The sequence below is a fragment of the Pantoea sp. SGAir0215 genome, from assembly GCF_043543215.1.
Genome location: NZ_CP028031.1, coordinates 3,458,158 through 3,478,478 on the forward strand (window position 1 = coordinate 3,458,158; position 20,321 = coordinate 3,478,478).

A 20,321-nucleotide genomic window follows, 5' to 3' on the forward strand; every position below is an offset into this window, starting at 1 on the left:
TTAACAGCCCTTACTTCATTAAAGGTGTAATGACGCTAAACGCAATATTTCGTTCTGCGTAGTCGTTTTTGTATCAACAATGCCAGCGACCAGACCGTTACTCATGACCAGAATACGATCGGTGATGCCTAACAGCTCTGGCATTTCGGAAGAGATAATAATGATGCCCTTTTCTTTTTTTGCCAGCTCAGCCATCAGCTGGTAAATCTCGAATTTGGCCCCCACATCAATACCGCGAGTGGGTTCATCAAGCATCAATATTTCGGGCTGCGTCAGCAACCAGCGTCCAATAATCACCTTCTGTTGGTTACCACCTGAAAGCGAACCAATTTGGGTGTGGTGGCCTGGCGTTTTTACCCGCATGGAGTCGATAACCCATTGGGTATCACTCTTCATACGCTTATTATCCAGCAGACCAATGTTGTTCTTATATTTTTTGATATTGGAGATGAGAGAATTAAAACCAATATCCAGAAACGCATAAATACCGGTAGAGCGACGTTCTTCCGTCACAAGAGCAAAGCCATGATTGATGGCTTCGTTCGCCGTGTGATTATTAATCGTTTTACCGTGCAGTTTAATTGTGCCGCCCGATTTTTCGCGAATGCCAAACAGCGTTTCGACGATATCCGTACGTTTTGCACCGACCAACCCGGCAATACCGAGTATCTCCCCTTTACGCAAATCAAACGAAATATCACGAATAGAGGGCTGACGCAGAGAGGTTAAATTGCGCACCTCAAGAATGGTCTCGCCCGGCACATTTACGCGATCCGGGAAGCGCTGGCTTAATGAACGCCCCACCATCATGGCGATGATCTTATCCATGTCCAGCCCTTCGAGCGGCTGGGTTGCAATCCACTGACCGTCACGCAGAACCGTAATTTCATCACACAACTGGAAGATCTCTTCCATTTTGTGTGAAATATAAACAATGCCGCAGCCGCGATCTTTCAGCTTACGGATAATCGTGAACAGATGATTCACTTCTTTTTCCGTCAACGAGGATGTCGGTTCATCCATGATCACGATTTTGGCGTCATAAGAAAACGCTTTGGCAATCTCAATCATCTGCATTTGCGAGACGGAGAGATGCGCGACTTTGTCACGGGGATCGATGTTAATATCCAGCTCGTCAAAAATCGCTTTGGTATCACGGTACATTTTTTCCTGATCGACAAAGAAGCCTTTGCGTGGATAACGCCCAAGCCACATGTTGTCCATCACGGTACGCTGTAATACCAGGTTTAATTCCTGGTGAACCATTGACACGCCATTTTCCAGCGCCTCTTTGGAGCTTTTAAAATCTATTTCCTGCCCTTGAAAAAGAATACTTCCGGTATCTTTTTTGTAGATACCAAATAAACATTTTAACAACGTTGATTTACCAGCGCCGTTTTCACCCATCAGTGCATGAACGGAGTGAGGCCGCACTTTTAAATTTACGTTGTCGAGAGCTTTAACGCCGGGAAATGATTTACTGACGTTGGTCATTTCCAGCAGATATTCGCGCTGCGCGGTCGTATTATCACTGGCCATAATTTACCTGGCTAAAAAACGGTGATGACATAAAAAAGGCGCAGCAGCCGCCGCGCCCGTTTGCACATAATTATTTCTGGAACTGAGACAGGTTTTCCTGATCAACCGGTACATAGGGTACGCGTACGATCTTATCGACCATCTTGAAGTTGGTGCCTTCGGTGGCCGGTTTACCATCGGCAAGGTTCTTCGCCATATCGATGGTGGCTTTCGCCTGGTTTTCCGCATCGTTCAGCACCGTACCGGCCATCGCGCCAGATTTAACCAGCGCCAGCGCCTCAGGTAAGGCATCCACACCAAATACCGGGATAGAAGACATGTTGTGTGCCTTCAGCGCTTCAACAGCCCCCATCGCCATCGCATCGTTGTTCGCGATTACCACTTCGATTTTCTTGGCGTTAGGGCCTGACAGCCAGGCGTCCATTTTGTCTTTAGCCTGTGCGGTATCCCACATCGCCGTATCCATCGCTAACTGCTGGGTTTTCACACCATCTTTGTTCAGCGTATCGATAACATATTTGGTACGCGCTTCAGCATCAGGATGGCCTGGTTCGCCTTTCAGCAGCACATACTGGATCACACCGTCTTTGTTCAGATCCCAGGCCGGGGTCGCTTTCCAGTGTTTCTCAATCAGTTTGCCCTGAATCACGCCAGACTCTTTCGAATCGGTACCGACGTAGTAGGCTTTATCGTAGCTGGCCAGCACTTTGGCGTTAGGTTCTTTGTTGAAGAACACAACCGGGATATCGTTCGCACGGGCTTTCTGTACCACGACAGCCGCTGCAGCCGGGTCGACCAGGTTGATGGCTAACGCTTTCACGCCTTTTGCCATCAGCACGTCAATTTGATCGTTTTGTTTTGACTGATCGTTCTGTGAGTCATTCATCAGCAGTTGGATGCCGCCCAGCGTTTTGGCTTCTTTCTCGATGTCTTTACGTACCATCGACATAAAGTTGTCGTCGTACTTATAAATAGTCACGCCGATACGGGTATCAGCGGCGTGGGCTACTGCACCAAACATCATGCTGGCAACCAGTGCTGTGAGCGTGAAAACCTTCTTATTCATGGTATCTCCGGTTTTTCTGTAGGGTCTTTTTATGTTCTGCTGCGTCAAGCCGCGGAAGAACATCGGGTAAGAATTATCCGGCGAGGCAAGATGCGCTCTAAATCAGACTGAGCCACTGCTGTGCCGTGCCAAACTCGACTTCCATGTAGGTCAATGCGTCCGTAAAGCGTGTGTTATAAGCCTGAACCAACGATGCTGTCGGTGCCCTCAACGGGAGAGTGGCGTTACATAATGTTTCAGTACTGTAAGACGTTGCCATCATAGTGATAGCAATGTTAATTAACTGTGAATACAATCACAGATTGAAAACGGTTACATCGCGGAATCGCCTGAATTAGTGACGGACTCCACACTTTGCTTTTGCGCGACGGAATGGCGGCGAACGAGGGTGGGCATAAAGATATGTTTCGCCGTAGTGTCAAGACAGCCTGCCGCGCCCTGCAGGGCCAGTTCAGTGGCAAGTTTTGCCATAGAAACAATAGGATAACGGACTGTGGTAAGTTGAGGATCGGTGTACCGCGAAACCGGAATATCATCGAAGCCGACGACAGAAAAATGGTGCGGCACCTGAATGCCATTGTCTTTCAGAGCGGTAAGGGCACCGGCCGCCATACCATCGTTATAGGCGAAAATGGCGCTGAGATTCAGATTGCGTCCCAGCAGTTCCACCATTGCGGCTTCGCCCCCTTGCATATCCGGCTCTGCGCTGGCTATCCAGCTTTCCTGTGGGCGGATTCCCTGCTCTGCCATCGCCTGTAACCAGCCTTCACGCCGTTGATCCACATCTTCAATGGGATGACTGGAACAGAGATAGCCGATGCGGGAATGCCCCTGTTGCAGCAGCATGCGTGAGGCCATTAAGGCCCCGGTCACATTATCCAGACTGACGCAACGGGCCTCATAACCCGGTATACTGCGGTTGATAACCACCATACCTGGCACCTGACTCATAAAGCCCGCCAGCTCTGCGTCTGAAAGCGTTTTCGCATGGACCACCAGCGCATTGCACCGTTGCCGTATCAACACTTCGATAGCGTGACGCTCTTTTTCTTCCTGATGCCAGGAGTTGCTGATCAGTACATGTTTCTGGACGCGCTGTGCCACGGTATCCACCGCTTTGACCAGCGCGCCAAAAAAGGGATCGGAGACATCCATGACGACGACGCCGATCGTATCGCTCACCTGGGTTGCCAGCGCCTGAGCATTGGCATTTGGGCGATAGCCCAGAGCGTCAACCGCCTGTAACACGACGTCACGTGTTTCAGCGGTGACCGCGCTGCTGTTATTTAGTACGCGCGAGACAGTCGCTACGGACACGCCCGCCTGACGCGCAACATCTCGAATGGTTATCATGCAGCACTTCCAGAGAAAAGGCATTACGCCGGTTATGGCACCGGCGCTATTCTGTCAGGGAAGTGCATGGGACAGCGTGAATTGCGTCACATCAATGAAAACGGTTACATACAATTCTGCAACCTTTGTGATGACCGTCATTATCTTTCTGAGGATGACGTGGGGTGCGGCGTGGCAAGAAAGCGTGTCAGACGACGCCAGATCCATTCCACCGGCCCCTGCGGGAAATAGCGTAGCCACAGCACGGAAAACAGCAGGTTAATACACCATATGCCTGGCACCATCATGACCAGTTGCCAGCGCGTAAAGTGCATAAAAAGCCCGAAGCGGTAGAACAGCGTAGTGCCGATCAGGGACTGCAGCAGATAGTTACTGAGCGCCATACGGCCCACGCACTGGATAGCATAACTCATCCGCCAGCGCTGAATGGCTGGCCAAAATCCAAAGCACAGTGCGGCATAGCCGATACTGATTAACGGGCTGGCAAGATCACGCGGCAGTTGTAAATAGAACGCACTCCAGCGTGCATCCCAGTCCACAAACCATTGCGCGGCCACACCTGCCGTCGCTATCCCCAGCCCAATCGGCAGTAACATCCGCGCAACGCGCCGGTAATGGGACACGGGAAACGTTCCTTTCAGCCAGCCGCTACGTAACAAGGCCGCGCCCAGCAGCATCAGTCCGGCCAGTTGCCAGCCATACTGCGCCACTAGTGCCATTAAACTGGAGGAGAGGTTATCCAGGCGGATGCGTACCGCCGCCAGCCCGCCGTTGACCTTCCAGAACTGTTCATACTGAATGTCTGCGGCGCCGGGCAACCACGAGCGTGACGGCTCGGCGCTGCTAATCAGGGCAAAGATCAGCAACAGCGCACAGCCCACCAGATAAAGTAAAATCCCGGTATTGATTAGCCCACGCGTGGACGGCGCATCGCGCAGCATCCGCCAGACGATCAGGCCGATAATGCCGTAATCCAGCAGGATATCGCCTTCCCAGATAAAAATGCTGTGAAGAAACCCCAGCAGCACCAGTAATGACAGACGGGCGGACAGCCAGCGACTTCCGCGCGGCAGCTGCAGTTGCAACCCCGCGCCAAACAGCAGCGCAAAGAGCGTCAGAAATTTAAGCTGCGCGAAGATATCGGACAGCGCCCATGTCCACGCATCAGACAAGGTGACGCTGCCCTGCCAGGCAGGATTGAGATAGGCCGCAGAAGGTAAGCCAAAACCAATAATATTCAGCAACAGGATGCCGAGAATGGCACAGCCGCGAATAAAATCCAGCGCAAGGTAGCGTTGCATAGCGGCTCCTGACGGACCCGGCAGGCGCATCTGCGCCCACCTGTCGATATTAACTGTGACGCACCGCGCGCAGAAATTCCTGACGGGTATTCTGGCTGGATTTAAACAGACCGCCCAGGGAAGTGGTCGTGGTGGCACTGGTGGCATCCTTCACACCGCGTGCTTTTACACAGTAGTGGACGGCATCAATGGAAACAGCAACGTTATTGGTGCCTAACAATGTTTGCAGCGCCAGCAGCACCTGCTGGGTCAGACGCTCCTGCACCTGAGGTCGCTGGGCAAAAAACTGCACGATGCGGTTAATTTTGGATAAACCAATCACTTTGTCTTTGGGAATATAGGCGACGGTGGCTTTACCATCGATAATCACAAAGTGATGTTCACAGGTGCTGGTCAGCGTAATGTCGCGTACCGTGACCATCTCGTCCACCTTCATCTTGTTTTCGATAAGGGTGATTTTGGGGAAATTGGCGTAATCGAGACCGGAAAAGACCTCATCGACATACATTTTAGCGATGCGGTGCGGGGTTTCCATCAGGCTGTCATCTTCAAGATCCAGATTCAGCAACTGCATGATTTCCGTCATATGGCCTGCAATCAGGCTTTTGCGCGTTTCATCGTCCATTTCACGCGTAGGTGCACGCAGCGGCGTTTCCAGCCCACGCGCCAGCAGCGCTTCGTGAACCAGTGCAGCTTCCTGACTTAAGGTACTCATCTTACTCTTCTCCGGCAGGTGTTGCGCCCGCAGTCTGTTACCTGCGGGTCATATTACTGAGCGCGTATTGTGAAACTTTCTGTGCAGGGAATCCAGCAATCAATCTGATTGGAGATGAAAGCTTTTCACGCGGCCCGCCGCCACACTAACAGGCCCGCCCAGACCAGGCTGGCGCCTGCTACCCATAACGCAGGCTCAAGGTGGTGCAGAAACAGGGTTGAAAGCGAGGAAAGTAAGGGGCCAGCCAGTTGCCCAATCGCATAGCCGGTGGTCAGTAAGCCCGCCATATAGCGCGTATGCTGCGGAGCCAGTTCACGCGCGCAAAGCAGCGACAACTGCACGACACTCAAAAAGCCCCCGCCCACCAGCAGCGCACCGAGTAACAAACCACCGAACCCCGGCAACAAGGCGGCCGCCAGCACGCCCAGCGCCTGGGCCCAGAGCGTGATGGCCAGGCGGGCATGCGCCTGCCCCATTCGACGCGTCACAATACCGATGACGATGCCCAGCATCGCCGCCCCGCCAAATACCGGCCAGACCAGCTGCGCCAGCGCACTGCCCGGAAAACGGGCTGCCGCCATTTGCGACAAAAAGGTGGCAGGCAAAATATAGCCAAACCCCGCCAGGCTGTAGCTCAGGACCAGCCGCCGCAGGTTGGGCGTCAGCGTCAGCGGCGCTGGTACCTGCCCTGCCCGGTGCAGCGCCCCCGTACGCGGCAGGTTGCGGCAGATGGCCGCCACCAGCACGGCGGCCAGCACAGCGTAAATGCCCCACGCCAGCGTCACAGAGACCTGTAAACTGTGTAAGATGACCGCCAGCAGGCCGCTGATGAAAATGCCAGCGCCGGGACCGGCAAAGACCGCCGCCGACAGACCAGGACGACCGTAGTGATGCAGTTGCTCATTGCTCCACGCGGCCACCAGCACCATGGCCCAGCCGCTGGCCCAGCCAATCACAAAGCGAATGATCCCGTGCAGCCAGGGGCCCCCGGCACAGGCTGACAACGCGGTTAACACCACCGCGCCCCAAACCCCCAGATGCAGGCGCCACTCCACACGCTGCTGCGCGCGCATCGCGTCAAAGGAACCGCACAGGTAACCCAGATAGTTTAATGCTGCGACCACACTGGCACTGGTCAGGGTTAACTGATCAGCCTGAATCAGTAAAGGCACCTGGGGCGTAAACGCAAAACGGCCGATGCCCATGACGACAAACAAGGTCAAAAACGCACTTATCGCGACGCGAAATGCCATTGGGCACCTCAGTTTTTTTAAATTGAAACTTGCGTACAGCATGAACGATGCTTAGAATCACGAAAAGTGAATAATATTAACCAACTTGTTTACAGGAAGAGAACACATGGATTTAGTCCAGCTACGTATGTTCTGTTCCGTGGCAGAGAGCGGTTCTCTTGCCCGTGCTGCGGAACAACTGCATCGGGTGCCTTCTAACCTCACCACGCGCCTGCGCCAGTTGGAAGAGGAACTGGGTGCCGATCTGTTCATTCGGGAAAAACAGCGTATTCGCTTATCCCCGATGGGCCATAACTTTCTTAACTATGCGCAGCGCATTCTGGCCCTGAGCGATGAAGCCTTAAGTATGGCGCGCACCGGTAAGCCTGGCGGGAATTTTGCGCTGGGCTCGATGGAAAGTACGGCGGCAACGCGCCTGCCTGGTCTGCTGGCTGCCTATCATCAGCGTTTTCCGGCGGTCGCCTTATCGCTGATCACCGGCACCTCCGGTGAAATTATCGATCGGGTTCGCGAAGGAACACTGGCCGCGGCGTTGGTCGACGGGCCGGTTCAGCATGACGATCTGAATGGCTGTATTGCGTTCCGTGAAGAGATGGTGCTCATCACTGACCTTGACCATATCCCGGTGACGAGCGCACGCGATACTCAGGAAGATACGTTGTTTGCGTTCCGCAACAGCTGCTCTTACCGGGTGAAACTGGAAGCCTGGTATCGCGACAGCCAGGCCGCGCCAAACAGCGTCATGGAGATTCAGTCTTATCATGCCATGCTGGCCTGTGTCGCAGGCGGTGCAGGCGTGGCGATGATTCCGGCGTCGGTCCTGAAACAGATGCCAGAGCGCGCACGGGTTCAGGTACACAGCCTGCCGGCGAAGTATCGTGATACTGCGACCTGGCTGATGTGGCGACGGGACGCCTTTACGCCCAATGTTGAGGCACTCAAGTACCTTATTATCGAACAGTTTCACGATCGTCCGCTCAACGATGAGCTGATGCATCCTTTACAGGCGGCGGAATAAGATTTCCGCGCTATTTTTAATGAATCACGACCATCCAGACGCCATAACGCGTCACAATCTGACTGGAAGAGGGATTGCATGAACATGATCAAAACCCGTGCCGCTGTCGCCTGGGCCGCTGGCGAACCACTGAAAATTGAAGAAGTGGATTTAATGCCGCCGCAAAAAGGGGAAGTGCTGGTCCGTATCGTTGCCACTGGCGTTTGTCATACGGATGCTTATACGCTGTCAGGTAGCGATCCGGAAGGCGTGTTCCCGGCGATTCTGGGTCACGAAGGCGGCGGTATCGTTGAAGCGGTCGGCGAAGGCGTCACCAGCGTGGAAGTGGGCGATCATGTTATCCCGCTTTACACGCCGGAATGTGGTAAATGTAAGTTCTGTCTGTCAGGCAAAACCAATCTGTGCCAGGCCATCCGCACCACACAAGGTAAAGGCCTGATGCCTGACGGCACGACGCGTTTCTTTAAAGACGGTAAACCCATTTTTCACTATATGGGCACGTCAACCTTCTCCGAATACACCGTCGTCCCGGAAATCTCTCTGGCGAAAATCAGTAAAGAAGCGCCACTGGAAGAAGTGTGCCTGCTGGGCTGCGGCGTAACCACCGGTATGGGCGCGGTGATGAACACCGCTAAAGTTAAAGAAGGCGATACCGTTGCCATCTTTGGTCTGGGCGGCATTGGTTTGTCAGCGATTATCGGCGCGAAAATGGCGAAGGCCGGCCGCATCATTGGTATTGATATCAATACCAGCAAATTCGACCTGGCCCGTAAACTTGGTGCGACCGATCTGATCAACCCTAAGGATTACGATAAACCTATCCAGGACGTGATTGTTGAACTCACCGACGGCGGCGTGGATTTCTCCTTTGAATGTATCGGTAACGTCAACGTGATGCGTTCTGCCCTGGAGTGCTGCCATAAAGGCTGGGGCGAGTCGGTGATCATTGGTGTCGCCGGTGCAGGCCAGGAAATCTCTACGCGTCCGTTCCAGTTAGTCACAGGGCGCGTCTGGCGTGGCTCTGCGTTTGGTGGCGTGAAAGGTCGCTCGCAGCTGCCTGGGATTGTGCAGGATTACCTCGATGGTAAATTTGCGTTGAACGACTTCATTACGCATACCATGCCGCTGGAAGAGATAAACGACGCCTTTGATTTGATGCACGAAGGGAAGTCGATCCGCTCCGTCGTTCACTTCAATAAGTAATCGGGGGCGCTATGACATCTTCTCTTGAGTTACTGGAAGAACACCGTATTTTTGGCGGCTGGCAGCAGCGCTGGCGTCATCCCTCCCAGGTGCTGAACTGCCCGATGACGTTCAGCATCTATTTGCCCCGTCCGCGCGGGGATTCGCCCCCACCGGTGGTGTGGTTTCTGGCAGGCCTGACCTGCAATGATGAAAACTTTACCACCAAAGCGGGTGCGCAGCGCGTCGCCGCTGAACTGGGGCTGGTGCTGATCATGCCCGATACCAGCCCGCGCGGTGAGGCGGTGGCCAATGACGAGGGCTATGATCTGGGCCAGGGCGCGGGCTTTTATCTCAATGCGACGCAGCAGCCCTGGGCGAGCCACTATCGGATGTTCGACTACCTTAGTGAGGAGCTGCCTGCGCTGATTGCCGATAACTTTAAGGTCAGTGAACGTCAGTCGATCATGGGGCACTCTATGGGCGGACACGGCGCGCTGATGCTGGCGTTACGCCTGGCAAACCGCTTTGCCTCCGCCTCCGCCTTTGCGCCGATTGTGAATCCCGCCGATGTGCCCTGGGGACAAAAGGCGTTCACCGCTTATCTGGGAGAGGATCGCCAGGCCTGGCGGGCATACGACAGCTGTCAGCTGATGCGCGAGGTTCAGCATCGCCTGCCGTTATTGATCGATCAGGGCGACAGCGATCAGTTTTTGGCGGATCAGCTTCAGCCGGAGCGATTAGAGGCAGTGGCGCAGGAGATGGATTTCCCGTTAACTCTGCGTATTCAGCCAGGCTACGATCACAGTTACTTCTTTATCGCCAGCTTCGTGGAAGATCATCTGCGCTTTCATGCGCAGCACTTGTTGGTGGGATAACACAACCGGGGATGGCGTGCGCCATCCCCGTTTTTTTACATCAGCCCTTCCCGGACTAATCCGTCAATCATGACCTGCGGCATTCCGCGGGAACAGTGCTCAATGCGGCCCTGCACGCCATAAACCTGCGCCAGCGTAGTGGGCGTGATCACGCTATCCGGTGCGCCTTCTGCGATTAACTGTCCCGCTTTGAGCATCAGCGCATGCTGCGCGTGACGTAAAGCGATATTGATATCGTGGACCACGACCACCGTCACCATATTGCGCAGCGCCGTCTCACGCCGCACTAAATCCATAACGTGAAACTGGTAGTTTAAATCCAGCGCACTCAGCGGTTCATCCAGCAGTAACAGCGCAGGCCGGCGAATCAACGACTGGGCCAGGCCAACAAGCTGCTTTTGTCCACCCGAGAGCTGATCCAGATACCGCATTGCCAGATGGGCAATGCCCAGTTGATCCAGCAGTTTCATGACATCGGCTTCACTGGCGGGACTGTGCAGGCCCGATGACGCACGCTGCGCGACAATAATGGACTCCAGCACATGCATATGCACCCCCGCAGGCAACGATTGCGGCAGGTACACAACCTGTCTGGCCCGGCGGGCAAACGGCTGAGTCATCAGATCTTCGCCGTTTAACCACAGTTCGCCCTGCCCTTTATTCAGCCCGGCCAGCGCACGCAGTAAGGTGGATTTACCGCAGCCGTTCGGTCCCAGCAGGACCGTGATTTCGCCACGCGGTAACGGCTCGACGTGAAGGTTATCAATGACCTGACGTTTAGGATAACCGGTGGTGAAGCCGCGCAGGCGTAATCCCTGTTCCATTACACATGCCCTCGGTGACGCAAAATGATACTCAGGAAAAACGGCACCCCAATGAGCGAGGTCACAATCCCGACCGGGATAATGGCTCCGGGAATCAGGTTTTTGGAAGCCACTGAAGCCAGCGACAGCACAAGGGCACCGGTCAGCGCACTGGCCGGTAGATAGAAGCGATGATCTTCGCCGAACATCATACGGGCGATGTGCGGTGCGACCAGGCCAATAAAACCAATCGGGCCGACAAAGGCGACCGCTAAGGCGGATAGCACACTAATACGCAGCAAAGTCGCCAGGCGCAGACGGCGCACGTCGATACCAAAACTCACGGCCCGGTCTTCCCCCAGGCGCAGTGCGGTCAGTTTCCAGCTACTGAGCAGGGAAAACGGCACCAACAGCACAAAAGCCGCGCTCAGTACGCCCAGTTTTTCCCAGGACGCACGCGCCAGGCTGCCCATGGTCCAGAACACCAGCCCCTGTAACGTATCTTCACTGGCGATAAACTGCATCATCGACACCAGCGCATTAAAGGTAAACACCAGGGCAATACCAAATAACACCACGCCAGATGACGAGACCTGCGTCCAGCGCGTAATGCCGTCCAGCATTAAGGCGGCCAGCAGAGCAAAGATAAACGCATTGGCTGAGATAAACCACTGACCGGAGATCCCCGGAATCCCTACGCCTAAAATAATGGCCAGTGCGGCGCCGAACGCCGCCGCCGAGGAAACGCCCAGCGTAAACGGACTGGCAAGCGGGTTATTAAGGATGGTTTGCATTTCTGCACCGGCAAGGCCCAGTGCAAGGCCGACCACGATGGCCATGAGCGCATAAGGCAGGCGGATATCCCAGACAATGACGCGCGTGCCTGCATCAACGCTCTCGGGTGAGAGCAGCGTGTGCCACAACGTCGATAGCGAAAGTCCGGCCGGGCCGAGCGTAAAGTCCAGAACCAGTGACGCAAGGATCGCCACCAGCAACGCCCCTATCCAGAACAGGCGGCGGCGCAAAACCTGATGATAATTTTTCAGTATGGGCTGATGGCCTGCTTCAGCACCAATCAACGAGGATTCCGTTGTCATGGTTCAATCCAGTAATGGCTCCAAAATTAAAAACGCAGCCACAATAGTGCAGGTGATAATAATTATCAATTCATGGAATGTTAATAGTGATGACGTAACGTAAAAGCGCACGGCGTTTACCGTGCGCTTTTAACCCGTTATGAGCGGGGAAATTCCATCTCACTGTATTTCACAATGCGTCCGCCCCGCACCAGCCTGTAACCCAGCCAGATCAGCAGGAACAAAGGCAGGCCAATATAGGTCGCTGCAACGCTGTACCAGTCAATGGTGTCCTGCAGGAAGGCCTGGTAATTCTGACCGAGCGTAATAATCAGACAGAGTACAAAGGCAAAAATGGGCCCCAGTGGGAAGAAGCCTGAGCGGTACGGCAAGTCGCTCAGATCGCGCCCCTGAGCCACATAACCGCGACGGAAACGATAGTGACTGATGGCAATCCCTAACCAGGCGATAAAGCCTGTCATCCCGGAGGTATTCAGCAGCCAGAGATAGACTTCCTGATTACCAAATTTTGAGGTTAAAAAGCACAAACCCGCGACGACGGTGGTGGCCCATAACGCATTACGCGGTACGCCGCCTTTTGACAGTCGGGCAAAAATGCGCGGCGCTTTACCTTCACACGCCAGGTTATACAACATGCGCGTTGAGGCATACATCCCGGAGTTACCGGCCGACAGTACCGCCGTTAAAATCACCGCGTTCATGACCGCCGCCGCAGACAGCAGGCCGGCATTCTGGAACACCAGGGTAAACGGACTCACGCTGATATCTTTAATATCATTGTGCAGCAGTTGCGGATCGGTATAGGGCAGAATCAGACTGATAATCAGAATGGCCAGCACATAAAACAGCAGGATGCGCCAGAACACCTGACGCACGGCGCGCGGAATGTTTTTCGCCGGATCTTCAGATTCACCCGCCGCTATGCCGATGAGTTCAGTCCCCTGGAAAGAAAAGCCGACAATCATCGCAACACCGATCATCGCCGCAAAACCTCCGGCAAACGGCGCATCGCCTACCTGCCAGTTATGCCAGCCTGCATTTTCCGCGCCACGCATAATGCCCACAATCATCAACACGCCCACCACGATAAAGATCACGACGGTGGCGACTTTGATCAAGGAGAACCAGTATTCGGTCTCGCCAAAGCCTTTGACTGAAATGTAATTGATCAGGAACATCAGGCTCAGGAACAGTGCGCTCCAGATCCAGCCCGGCGTGTCGGGAAACCAGTAATTCATAACCAGTTGCGATGCCACCAGGTCGACAGCAATGGTGACCGCCCAGTTGTACCAGTAATTCCAGCCCAGGGCGAAACCAAAGCCCTCTTCCACGTATTTGGCACCGTAGGTGGCGAAGGAGCCGGAAACCGGCATAAACGCGGCCAGTTCGCCGAGGCTGGTCATCAGGAAATAGACCATTAAGCCAATTAAGGCATATGAGAGTAATGCCCCGCCGGGGCCAGCTTGAGAGATGGTGGCACCGGATGCCACAAACAGACCTGTACCGATTGATCCGCCAATGGCGATCATGGTGAGATGGCGTGCTTTTAGATCGCGTCGTAACGCAGGTTGTTGTGTTGTATTTGTGTCATTATGCATGTGTAAACATTACGCTGGGTAAAAATAAGGCGCGATTGTAGCAGCAAAGGCCACGCTGTATAGCGAATGCTACGCTGTTATTAGTTACCTTCATGATTGGCGCGAAATTATTAGCGGCGCCGCCTGTTTCCCTGAAATTCAAGGGGTTGAACCGCTGATTAAACCACCATTCATCGGGCGTTTACGTTTCCCGGCAGTACGATAAAAACCGCGACAGGGCCTTTGAGATGTGTTTTTGTCGATGGTGGATGCGATAAAGCGTGCGCGTCAGATTCGGCAAAGGCGTTTTCAGCTCAATCAGCGTCCCGGCGCTCAACTGCTCGGCAATCACCCGACGTGATAAGCAACTGATGCCCATCCCGTGCCGCACGGCATGCTTTATCGCTTCGGAGTTGCCCAGCTCCATGCCCAACTGAAATGTCGGCAAATGGGACAACAGCAGATAATCGACAATCTCGCGCGTACCTGAGCCGCGCTCGCGGAGAATCCAGGTGGCCTCAGCCAGCGAGGTCAGCGTGACGGGCTGCTGCAAAATGGCGGCGTCCGGTGCGGCAAAGACCACCAGTTCATCTTCCAGCCAGGGCTCGCTGACCAGTTCTGTCATATGGCACGGCCCCTCAATTAATCCCACATCGACGCGAAAATCGGAAACGGCTGTGATCACGTCCTGACTGTTTCCCACGCTCAGCTCTAAAGGCAACGTGGGGAAATCACGGCGGTAACCGGCAATCATCCCCGGCAGCAGATAATTCCCGATGGTGCTGCTGGCATAAATACGAATAGCCCCGTTATCTTCTTTAAATAACTGTTCGATTTCTGTGGCCTGTTCGAGCAGGCCAACGGCACGGGGATAAAGTAACCGGCCATGTTCGTTGAGCACTAGCCGCTTTCCTACCCGATCGAAAAGCTGCACACCTAACTGGTTTTCCAGATCAGCCAGGGCGGCACTGACAGCAGACTGGGAGAGCGCCAGCACCTGAGAAGCCTGGGTGGTAGAGCCGCTTTTAAGCACCTCGGTAAACACTTCAATTTGTCGCAGGGTAATATGCATGAAAACTCCGGAATCACTTAGCGCGCGACAAGGTAAACGATCAGGGCGATCCACAGCAGAAAAATCACACCCAGTACACCCAATACTTTTTTACCGCGTGCACGCTGTTGCTGCGCACGCGCGACGCTGCGGGCCCGAACCTCGCGCGGCAGCATTTTCAGCAGTAACATGACACCGGCAGGGATAATGACGGCATCGTCTACTAGTCCCACAACCGGGATAACATCCGGAATCAAATCGATCGGACTTATGCCGTACGCCAGCAACCCGGCGGCCAGGCCTTTACACCACAGCGGTGTTTGAGGATCGCGACAGGCAAAGGCGAGCGTCAGCACATCGCGTTTGATGAGCGTGATTAAGCGTTTCAGTCGTGCAAACAGCATAGTTCCTGCCTTATCACTTATAGCGGTAGATTATAAATATATAATCAATTTCACTTTTAACAAGCCCCGCATGATGATGAGCGCTCAACCAGGAGCGTAATCATGGCAGACATCACCCTTTCAAAAAATCCTTTCGTTCAGCAGTGGCTACCCGGCCTGTTGTTATGCGGCCTGATCGCCAGCGTGACTGCCGCTGTGGCCCAGGTGCCAGGCATCGCTCGTCTGGGTCTGGGCTCATTAACTCTGGCGATTATGCTGGGCATCATCGTCGGTAACAGCGTTTACTCGCCTCTTGCCGGCCAGTGTGACGCGGGCGTGCAGCTGGCAAAACAAAAACTGCTCAGGCTCGGTGTGATTCTGTTTGGCTTTCGCATCACCTTGCAGCAAATCACCGACGTGGGATTAAGCGGCCTGCTGATTGATGTGCTGACCCTGAGCAGTACGTTCTTTGTGACCTGCCTGCTGGGCCGACGTCTGCTGAAGCTTGACCGCGAAACTGTATGGTTAATTGGTGCAGGCAGCAGCATCTGTGGCGCCGCGGCGGTGCTGGCCACGGAACCGGTGGTCAAAGCGGCGCCGTCAAAAGTGGCCGTTGCCGTCGCTACGGTGGTGCTGTTTGGTACCCTGGCGATTTTTATTTATCCCGTTTTGTGGCCACTGGTGCATGACTTTTTTCCCCGTGTCACGCTGACGCAGTTTGGCATTTTTACCGGTTCAACCATTCATGAGGTGGCGCAGGTCGTTGCTGCCGGACACAGCATTGCGCCCGAAACCGAAAGCAGCGCCGTTATCGCGAAAATGCTGCGCGTCATGCTGCTGGCGCCGTTTTTACTGTTGCTGAGCGGCGCCCTGCGACGTGAGCAGGCAGAACAGCAGAGCGCAAAGCCGGTGACGTTTCCATGGTTTGCCCTGATGTTTGTCGTTGTCGCCTTGTTCAACTCGCTGCACTGGCTGCCGGCCGGATGGGTGAATATGTTCAACACGCTGGGAGGAATATTGCTGACCATGGCAATGGCGGCACTGGGTCTGACCACCCGTTTCACTGCTCTTCGTGCAGCGGGCTATAAACCTGTGCTGTTGGGGGCACTGGTCTTTGGCTGGCTGGTGCTGGGCGGCGGCACGATTAACCTGCTGGTTCAGCGTTTTATCGCGTAAGGCACGTTCATGCCTTCATCAAACCGGCCGCATGCAGGCCGGTTAGCCCGTTTGCTCGCGTACTGAAGGTGTTCATCTCACCCAACGTTGCGAGAAGCGCCGTAAATTAAACCATTGTTATTAGGTAAGATCCTCCCGTAGCTCTATTGTAGACCGGTGATTTTTACGAGCCGGAACTGATGAAGAGAACGTCCCCAACACCGACACCTCACGACGCGCTGTTCCGACAGTTTCTGACCGAGCCGGACGTGGCACGGGATTTTATGGCGATCCACCTGCCACAAGCGTTGCGCGCCCTGTGCGATCTGACCACGCTTAAGCTGGAATCGGGTTCTTTTGTCGAGGACGACCTGCGGCAGTACTATAGCGATGTGCTGTACAGCGTGAAAACCGCGTCCGGCGAAGGCTATATCCACGTCCTTATTGAACACCAGTCTGGTCCGGATAAACACATGGCCTTCAGGTTAATGCGCTATGCGGTGGCCGCCATGCATCGCCATCTGCAAGCCGGACATCAAACGCTGCCGTTAGTCATTCCCGTCTTGTTCTATACCGGTAAACGTAGCCCCTATCCCTATTCTCTCTGCTGGCTGGATGGCTTTGCGTTACCGGATCAGGCGGGCAAACTTTACACGGCGGCTTTCCCTTTGGTTGACGTAACGCGTATCCCTGACGACGAGATCCTGCACCACCGCCGTATGGCCGCCTTAACGTTACTTCAGAAGCACATCCATCAGCGTAATCTGACCGTGATGCTTGACAGGCTGGTAGCTATTCTCACAAATGAATATCTCTCTTCATCACAGGTTATCTCGCTGGTAAACTACATGGTGCAGGCGGGCGAGGTGTCGGATGCGCACGCCTTAATCCATAAGCTGGCACAGCGGGTGCCGCAACACGGAGACGCACTGATGACCATTGCAGAACAGCTGGAACAAAAAGGGATTGAGAAAGGTATCCGTTTGGGCGAACAGCGTGGTCTTGAGAAAGGCAGAAAGGAAGAAGCGCTGAAGATTGCCCGGGTCATGTTAACTAACGGCTTTGACCGCCCTACCGTCATCAAAATGACCGGCCTGAGCGAAAAAGATATCGCGCAACTCCGCCACTGACAGGTTTGCCCAACCTTTTTAGTCCCCGCATCATTCTGTTGCAGACGCTCGCCAGCTCGCCATGCTGGCAGCCTGTCCTTTCTGACGCCGCTCTGTTCTGCGGGGCAGCAGATATTATCCTGTCGCGCTGCTGTTTGCCTGCCTAATCCGGGTGTAAAAATTTCCGCCGCGCTGCGTTTTGCCCCAGTGTCATCGTGTATCATGCCGTTCAGACTGAGTTGAACCCTTCAGGAGAACGGCATGAAGTATATTGGCGCGCACGTCAGCGCATCGGGTGGTGTGGATCAGGCAGTGATCCGCGCGCATGAACTGGAAGCCACGGCGTTTGCGCTGTTCACCAAAAATCAGCGCCAGTGGAAAGCCGCCCCGCTCTCGGATGAGACTATTGCTGCCTTTCGCGCTGCCTGCGAGAAATACCACTTTTCATCAGATCAGATTCTGCCTCATGACAGCTATCTGATTAATCTGGGGCATCCGGTTATGGAAGCCCTGCAGAAATCCCGCGATGCCTTCGTGGATGAAATGCAGCGTGCAGAGCAACTGGGCCTGACACTGTTAAATTTTCATCCGGGTAGCCATTTACAGCAGATTGACGAGCTGACCTGTTTAAAACGTATCGCTGAGTCCATCAATATCGCACTGGATCAGACCCGCAACGTCACCGCCGTGATTGAAAACACCGCCGGACAGGGCAGTAATCTGGGCTTTCGCTTTGAGCATCTCGCGACCATTATCGAACACGTTGAAGATAAATCTCGCGTAGGTGTTTGTATTGATACCTGCCATGCTTTCGCCGGCGGATATGACCTGTGCAGCGAAGCAGCCTGTACTGAAACCTTTGCCGAGTTTGATCGCATAGTCGGATTTAATTATCTGCGTGGCATGCACCTGAATGATGCCAAAAGTACGCTGGGCAGCCGGGTTGACCGTCACCACAGCCTGGGAGAAGGCAATATCGGTAAAACCGTGTTTAGCTGGATAATGAAGGATTCGCGCTTCGATGGTATTCCGCTGATTCTGGAGACCATCAATCCGGATATCTGGAAAGATGAAATAGCCTGGCTCAAATCAGAGCAACGTTAAAAAAAGGAGCCTGGCGGCTCCTTTTTCCTTTTAAGATCAGGCTTTCGCCAGTTCTTCTTCCGGGCGTTTCAGCACCGCATACCCTAATCCGGCAATGGCTGTGCCGATAACAATCGACAGCAGGTAACCCAGTACCGGGGTAATTGCACCTGGAATTAACAGCACGAACAGGCCGCCGTGCGGTGCCATCAGTTTGGCACCAATCGCCATAGAAGTGGCACCGGTCACCGCACCGCCGACGATACAGCATGGCAGGACGCGCATGGGGTCACGAGCAGCAAACGGAATCGCACCTTCTGAGATAAAGCACAGGCCCAGAACCAGCGCGGCTTTACCTCCTTCCTGCTGACCTTTATTGAATTTACGACGGGCAACCAGCGTCGCCAGCCCCATTGCCAGGGGTGGCACCATACCCGCAGCCATAATGGCGGCCATCGGTGCATAGGTTTGTGAACTCAGCAGACCGACACCGAAAGCGTAGGCAACTTTGTTAACAGGACCACCCATGTCGGTACACATCATACCGCCGAGAATAGCACCCAGCAGGATAGCGTTAGCCGTTCCCATGTGAGCCAGCCAGCTGGTCAAACCGCTCATGATGCCCGCGACGGGTTTACCGACCACATAGATCATCAGCAAGCCGGTGATCAGGCTGGCAAACAGCGGAATAATCAGGATAGGTTTTAACGCTTCCATACTTTGTGGCAGCTTCACTTTGCCGCTAATGAGTTTGGCTGCATACCCCGCAATAAAGCCCGCGATGATGCCGCCAAGGAAGCCCGCGTTGATGCTGGTGGCGATCATCCCGCCAATCAGGCCCGGCGTCAGGCCCGGACGGTCCGCGATAGAGAACGCGATAAAACCCGCCAGTACCGGCACCATCAGGGCAAACGCGCTACCGCCACCGATTTGCATCAGCGCAGCCGCCAGCGTACCCGGCTCTTTAAACGCCGTAATACCAAACGCAAACGACAGCGCGATACTCAGACCACCAGCCACCACCATCGGCAGCATGTAAGACACGCCTGTTAACAGATGACGGTAAGCGCCTGCACCGCCCTCTTTTTTCTCTTCCTGATTGCTGTTTTGCGCGCCGGACGGTTTAAACGGCTTCGCTTCAGCAACGGCTTTATCCAGTTCCTGAGCGGTCTTCTTCAGCGCCAGGCCGGTTGAGGTACGGTACATCGGCTTACCCGCAAACTTCGCCAGGTCCACTTCGATATCCGCCGCCACGATCACCAGATCGGCCGCCGCCACTTCTTCTGGCGTAATCGCGTTACCTGCACCAACAGAGCCACGGGTTTCAACTTTTACCCACCAGCCGCGTTTGGTCGCTTCAGCCTGAATAGCTTCAGCCGCCATAAACGTATGTGCTACGCCCGTTGGACAGGCCGTTACGGCAACCACGCGTTTTGGTCCGTTAGCTGACGCTGTTGCAGGGGTTGCAGCCGGAGCGGCTGCGCGGGCCTGCCAGGGTTTCGCTTCGGCTTTCGCACGGTTCAGGAACTGTTCTGGCTCACTGACCGCCTGTTGAACATCGCCCAGCCAGACGGATTTTCCGTTCAGCGCAGCATCGTCAGGCACATGTTGACCGGTGACAATCACCAGTTCGGCTTCTGCCGGGTTTTCTGTTAGCGTCAAACCCGCCTGCGCAGCCGCAGCAGCCAGACGTTGTTTTGCCATGTAGGCAGAGGCCAGTCCTGTTGAAGGATCTTTTATCAGCAGCGTTTTCACTAT

The 20,321-nt window shown here is 54.5% G+C and carries 18 protein-coding genes; 6 read left to right on the forward strand and 12 right to left on the reverse strand.

From position 1 onward, the window contains the following. Window positions 1-18 precede the first annotated feature (18 nt). The 6 genes from mglA to C1N64_RS16140 form a co-directional block, all read right to left on the reverse strand. A complete protein-coding gene (gene mglA, locus C1N64_RS16115) occupies window positions 19-1,539 on the reverse strand; it encodes a galactose/methyl galactoside ABC transporter ATP-binding protein MglA (RefSeq protein WP_006119927.1) in 1,521 nt (506 codons plus the stop codon). A 70-nt stretch (window positions 1,540-1,609) separates the two neighbouring features. Beyond that, window positions 1,610-2,605 (reverse strand): galactose/glucose ABC transporter substrate-binding protein MglB, encoded by a 996-nt coding sequence (gene mglB / locus C1N64_RS16120; protein WP_033740552.1) that lies wholly within the window; start codon window positions 2,603-2,605, stop codon window positions 1,610-1,612. Between the two features lie 312 nt (window positions 2,606-2,917). Next, window positions 2,918-3,958 (reverse strand): HTH-type transcriptional regulator GalS, encoded by a 1,041-nt coding sequence (galS, locus tag C1N64_RS16125; RefSeq protein WP_110268213.1) that lies wholly within the window; start codon window positions 3,956-3,958, stop codon window positions 2,918-2,920. A gap of 140 nt (window positions 3,959-4,098) precedes the next feature. Further along, window positions 4,099-5,259: a DUF418 domain-containing protein YeiB gene (gene yeiB, locus C1N64_RS16130; protein ID WP_058702636.1), complete on the reverse strand. Its 1,161-nt coding sequence runs from the start codon at window positions 5,257-5,259 to the stop codon at window positions 4,099-4,101. Window positions 5,260-5,308: 49 nt separating this feature from the next. Further along, window positions 5,309-5,974, reverse strand: coding sequence for a GTP cyclohydrolase I FolE (gene folE, locus C1N64_RS16135; RefSeq protein ID WP_006119934.1), 666 nt, complete (start codon window positions 5,972-5,974; stop codon window positions 5,309-5,311). Window positions 5,975-6,099: 125 nt separating this feature from the next. After that, window positions 6,100-7,227, reverse strand: coding sequence for a YbfB/YjiJ family MFS transporter (locus C1N64_RS16140; protein ID WP_133745372.1), 1,128 nt, complete (start codon window positions 7,225-7,227; stop codon window positions 6,100-6,102). 106 nt (window positions 7,228-7,333) lie between these two features. Between C1N64_RS16140 and C1N64_RS16145 the strand changes: the two genes are divergently transcribed. The 3 genes from C1N64_RS16145 (at window position 7,334) to fghA (ending at window position 10,305) form a co-directional block, all read left to right on the forward strand. Continuing rightward, window positions 7,334-8,245 carry a putrescine utilization regulator PtrR gene (locus C1N64_RS16145; protein WP_033740559.1) on the forward strand — a complete coding sequence of 304 codons (912 nt, stop codon included), beginning with the start codon at window positions 7,334-7,336 and terminating at the stop codon, window positions 8,243-8,245. A gap of 78 nt (window positions 8,246-8,323) precedes the next feature. Beyond that, complete coding sequence (locus tag C1N64_RS16150) at window positions 8,324-9,448, forward strand: S-(hydroxymethyl)glutathione dehydrogenase/class III alcohol dehydrogenase (RefSeq protein WP_033740561.1); 1,125 nt, start codon at window positions 8,324-8,326, stop codon at window positions 9,446-9,448. Window positions 9,449-9,459: 11 nt separating this feature from the next. Further along, window positions 9,460-10,305 (forward strand): S-formylglutathione hydrolase, encoded by an 846-nt coding sequence (fghA, locus tag C1N64_RS16155; RefSeq protein ID WP_006119939.1) that lies wholly within the window; start codon window positions 9,460-9,462, stop codon window positions 10,303-10,305. A 35-nt stretch (window positions 10,306-10,340) separates the two neighbouring features. On the opposite strand, the gene C1N64_RS16160 is transcribed toward fghA, so the two are convergent. The 5 genes from C1N64_RS16160 to C1N64_RS16180 all read right to left on the reverse strand — a co-directional run bounded on the left by C1N64_RS16160 (window position 10,341) and on the right by C1N64_RS16180 (window position 15,237). Further along, window positions 10,341-11,129 (reverse strand): ABC transporter ATP-binding protein, encoded by a 789-nt coding sequence (locus tag C1N64_RS16160; RefSeq protein ID WP_394514960.1) that lies wholly within the window; start codon window positions 11,127-11,129, stop codon window positions 10,341-10,343. After that, complete coding sequence (locus tag C1N64_RS16165; RefSeq protein WP_054633448.1) at window positions 11,129-12,205, reverse strand: FecCD family ABC transporter permease; 1,077 nt, start codon at window positions 12,203-12,205, stop codon at window positions 11,129-11,131. The genes C1N64_RS16160 and C1N64_RS16165 overlap by 1 nt, the downstream gene beginning before the upstream one ends. Window positions 12,206-12,342: 137 nt before the next feature. Continuing rightward, window positions 12,343-13,803 carry an amino acid permease gene (locus tag C1N64_RS16170; RefSeq protein ID WP_033740564.1) on the reverse strand — a complete coding sequence of 487 codons (1,461 nt, stop codon included), beginning with the start codon at window positions 13,801-13,803 and terminating at the stop codon, window positions 12,343-12,345. A gap of 181 nt (window positions 13,804-13,984) precedes the next feature. Continuing rightward, window positions 13,985-14,854: a DNA-binding transcriptional regulator YeiE gene (gene yieE / locus C1N64_RS16175; RefSeq protein ID WP_033740566.1), complete on the reverse strand. Its 870-nt coding sequence runs from the start codon at window positions 14,852-14,854 to the stop codon at window positions 13,985-13,987. A gap of 17 nt (window positions 14,855-14,871) precedes the next feature. After that, entirely contained in the window at window positions 14,872-15,237 is a 366-nt protein-coding gene (locus C1N64_RS16180; RefSeq protein WP_006119946.1) for a YkvA family protein, read from the reverse strand. Between the two features lie 102 nt (window positions 15,238-15,339). On the opposite strand from C1N64_RS16180, the gene C1N64_RS16185 reads away from it, so the two are divergent. The 3 genes from C1N64_RS16185 (at window position 15,340) to nfo (ending at window position 18,584) form a co-directional block, all read left to right on the forward strand. Then, window positions 15,340-16,392 (forward strand): YeiH family protein, encoded by a 1,053-nt coding sequence (locus C1N64_RS16185; protein ID WP_039338166.1) that lies wholly within the window; start codon window positions 15,340-15,342, stop codon window positions 16,390-16,392. 179 nt (window positions 16,393-16,571) lie between these two features. Next, window positions 16,572-17,501, forward strand: a complete 930-nt coding sequence (locus C1N64_RS16190) for an Rpn family recombination-promoting nuclease/putative transposase (protein ID WP_033740571.1) — start codon at window positions 16,572-16,574, stop codon at window positions 17,499-17,501. A gap of 240 nt (window positions 17,502-17,741) precedes the next feature. After that, window positions 17,742-18,584 (forward strand): deoxyribonuclease IV, encoded by an 843-nt coding sequence (gene nfo, locus C1N64_RS16195; protein ID WP_033740573.1) that lies wholly within the window; start codon window positions 17,742-17,744, stop codon window positions 18,582-18,584. Window positions 18,585-18,620: 36 nt separating this feature from the next. Here nfo and fruA read toward each other — a convergent pair whose 3' ends face one another. Further along, window positions 18,621-20,318: a PTS fructose transporter subunit IIBC gene (gene fruA, locus C1N64_RS16200; protein ID WP_006119954.1), complete on the reverse strand. Its 1,698-nt coding sequence runs from the start codon at window positions 20,316-20,318 to the stop codon at window positions 18,621-18,623. Window positions 20,319-20,321: the final 3 nt, after the last annotated feature.

Bases quoted from the DNA above. Each gene is read 5' to 3' on its own strand.
- C1N64_RS16165 (WP_054633448.1), bottom strand. From the start codon at position 12,205: ATGACAACGGAATCCTCGTTGATTGGTGCTGAAGCAGGCCATCAGCCC.
- yeiB (WP_058702636.1), bottom strand. From the start codon at position 5,259: ATGCAACGCTACCTTGCGCTGGATTTTATTCGCGGCTGTGCCATTCTC.
- C1N64_RS16160 (WP_394514960.1), bottom strand. From the start codon at position 11,129: ATGGAACAGGGATTACGCCTGCGCGGCTTCACCACCGGTTATCCTAAA.
- fghA (WP_006119939.1), top strand. From the start codon at position 9,460: ATGACATCTTCTCTTGAGTTACTGGAAGAACACCGTATTTTTGGCGGC.
- mglB (WP_033740552.1), bottom strand. From the start codon at position 2,605: ATGAATAAGAAGGTTTTCACGCTCACAGCACTGGTTGCCAGCATGATG.
- C1N64_RS16180 (WP_006119946.1), bottom strand. From the start codon at position 15,237: ATGCTGTTTGCACGACTGAAACGCTTAATCACGCTCATCAAACGCGAT.
- galS (WP_110268213.1), bottom strand. From the start codon at position 3,958: ATGATAACCATTCGAGATGTTGCGCGTCAGGCGGGCGTGTCCGTAGCG.
- C1N64_RS16150 (WP_033740561.1), top strand. From the start codon at position 8,324: ATGAACATGATCAAAACCCGTGCCGCTGTCGCCTGGGCCGCTGGCGAA.
- nfo (WP_033740573.1), top strand. From the start codon at position 17,742: ATGAAGTATATTGGCGCGCACGTCAGCGCATCGGGTGGTGTGGATCAG.
- mglA (WP_006119927.1), bottom strand. From the start codon at position 1,539: ATGGCCAGTGATAATACGACCGCGCAGCGCGAATATCTGCTGGAAATG.
- C1N64_RS16190 (WP_033740571.1), top strand. From the start codon at position 16,572: ATGAAGAGAACGTCCCCAACACCGACACCTCACGACGCGCTGTTCCGA.
- C1N64_RS16140 (WP_133745372.1), bottom strand. From the start codon at position 7,227: ATGGCATTTCGCGTCGCGATAAGTGCGTTTTTGACCTTGTTTGTCGTC.
- yieE (WP_033740566.1), bottom strand. From the start codon at position 14,854: ATGCATATTACCCTGCGACAAATTGAAGTGTTTACCGAGGTGCTTAAA.
- C1N64_RS16145 (WP_033740559.1), top strand. From the start codon at position 7,334: ATGGATTTAGTCCAGCTACGTATGTTCTGTTCCGTGGCAGAGAGCGGT.
- C1N64_RS16170 (WP_033740564.1), bottom strand. From the start codon at position 13,803: ATGCATAATGACACAAATACAACACAACAACCTGCGTTACGACGCGAT.
- C1N64_RS16185 (WP_039338166.1), top strand. From the start codon at position 15,340: ATGGCAGACATCACCCTTTCAAAAAATCCTTTCGTTCAGCAGTGGCTA.
- folE (WP_006119934.1), bottom strand. From the start codon at position 5,974: ATGAGTACCTTAAGTCAGGAAGCTGCACTGGTTCACGAAGCGCTGCTG.